Annotated in this window: 3 protein-coding genes; 1 reads left to right on the forward strand and 2 read right to left on the reverse strand. The window is 26.7% G+C overall.

Annotated elements, in window-relative coordinates; all coding sequences use genetic code 11:
* Positions 1–24: 24 nt before the first annotated feature.
* Positions 25–444, reverse strand: coding sequence for a DUF3785 family protein (locus tag BN899_RS11335; protein ID WP_042275486.1), 420 nt, complete (start codon positions 442–444; stop codon positions 25–27).
* 15 nt (positions 445–459) lie between these two features.
* Positions 460–1,377 (reverse strand): biosynthetic peptidoglycan transglycosylase, encoded by a 918-nt coding sequence (locus tag BN899_RS11340; RefSeq protein WP_042275489.1) that lies wholly within the window; start codon positions 1,375–1,377, stop codon positions 460–462.
* A gap of 204 nt (positions 1,378–1,581) precedes the next feature.
* Between BN899_RS11340 and BN899_RS11345 the strand changes: the two genes are divergently transcribed.
* Positions 1,582–1,752, forward strand: coding sequence for a 4Fe-4S binding protein (locus BN899_RS11345; RefSeq protein WP_042275491.1), 171 nt, complete (start codon positions 1,582–1,584; stop codon positions 1,750–1,752).
* Positions 1,753–1,782 lie beyond the last annotated feature (30 nt).

The raw sequence follows: 1,782 nt of genomic DNA on the forward strand, positions 1-1,782 counted from the left end.
GTCTACTATTTCTAGTAGACTTTTTTATACTATACAATTTTCTATTTGTATTATATAATCTTTACATTTTTCACAAACTATTATACTAACTATATAACTGTCATCAGCTTTTTTTTGCTTACAAAGCTTATTAAATGATAGTCCTTTGTATTCTTCACTTATATCACTAATTACATATTCACTTTTTTTAGTAAATATATAGAAATGGTACTCTAAAAATCCAAAGAATTTCTGCTTTTCTTTTACTCCAGCTAAACATTCTGGACATGCTTCTTGATAATATTCCATATCAAAGTCTACATCTTGTGAATTATTTAATATTTCTAGTATCTTAGATGATGTAATTCCTTTTACAGGCTTTTCATCGTCATTTATTAATCCGCTACAATTATCTTGATTTAATAAATATTCTTCATCTTCATAAGTAAATTTGTATAAACTCATTTCACACCTCATTATTTATTTTCCTATTTCTGATATAAAAGGTACACTTTCTCTTAAAGCGTCTTTATATTCTTCATCAGTTATATATCCAAGTTCATTCATTTTATATAGTATAGTTTCTTGTCTTTTTTTAGCTTCTCTATGTTCCACATATCTTGCTGGATTGTTAGTTATTCCCGCAATCATTGCACACTCAGCTAAAGTAAGTTCACTGACATTTTTACCAAAATAAACTTGTGCACCTTTACCAACTCCATAAGATGACTTTCCTAAATATATATTATTTAAATATACTCCTAATATTTCATCTTTGGTCATATTTTTGTCCATAGAAATTGCATTATACATATCTCTTAATTTTCTTTTTAGGGTCTTGTCATCATTAGTTATTAAGTTTTTTGATATTTGCATTTCTATAGTACTACCACCTTGAGTAGTGTCTGTTAAAATATTATGTAACACAGATCTCACTAAAGATATTACATCTACACCCTTGTGATCATAAAAACGTTCATCTTCTATAGATACAATTGCATTCTTTAAGTGCTTTGGTATCTCATCAGTGCTTACTACTTGGCTACTAATATATTTTGATTCTAATAATTCCTTAGTTACAGGTTGCGCTCCTTTTAGTGATGACATTACAAATGCCGATCCCGCTAAAGATAGTATAACTAGTGGTATTAACATAATCACTAGCATTTTTTTTAATATTTTTCTTTTTTTAGCTTTCTTTTTATTTCTTTTAGATTTACTAACTCTAGAACTCGAATATGTTCTCTCTCTATCTATTCTATCTTTTTTAATACTTGAATTATTTGCTTTACTATTTTTTTCATAAGATCTATTATCTTGTAAGTTTCTTGTAATGTTATCACTAGAACTTACTTTTCTTCTTCTTATTTTATTTTCATTTTTGTCGTAATAACTCATTTTATCCTCCTCATTCTATAAAATTAATTATACCTTGTTATATTAAATAAATCAAAGAACAAAATTGTAAGATTAAGTTCTAATTTGAGATAAAAAATATAATCTTGTTTTATAGTTTAAGTTGAAATTATATTTTTTATTTATTTAATAAATTTACTTTTTTTGGGTATCATATATTGTAAATTGCAAAAGGAGGTATATAATATGGCTTACTTTATAACAGATACTTGCATAAGCTGTGGTGCTTGTGAACCTGAATGTCCTGTTAATTGTATTTCCGATGGAGATGATAAATACGTAATAGATCCTGAGATATGTATAGAATGTGGGGCTTGTAATAGTGTTTGTCCTGTCGATGCTCCTCAACCAGATTAAATACATAAAATAAAAGAAAAGCTTCAGCTT

Source organism: Faecalimicrobium dakarense (assembly GCF_000499525.1).
Classification (GTDB): Bacteria; Bacillota; Clostridia; order Peptostreptococcales; family Peptostreptococcaceae; genus Faecalimicrobium; species Faecalimicrobium dakarense.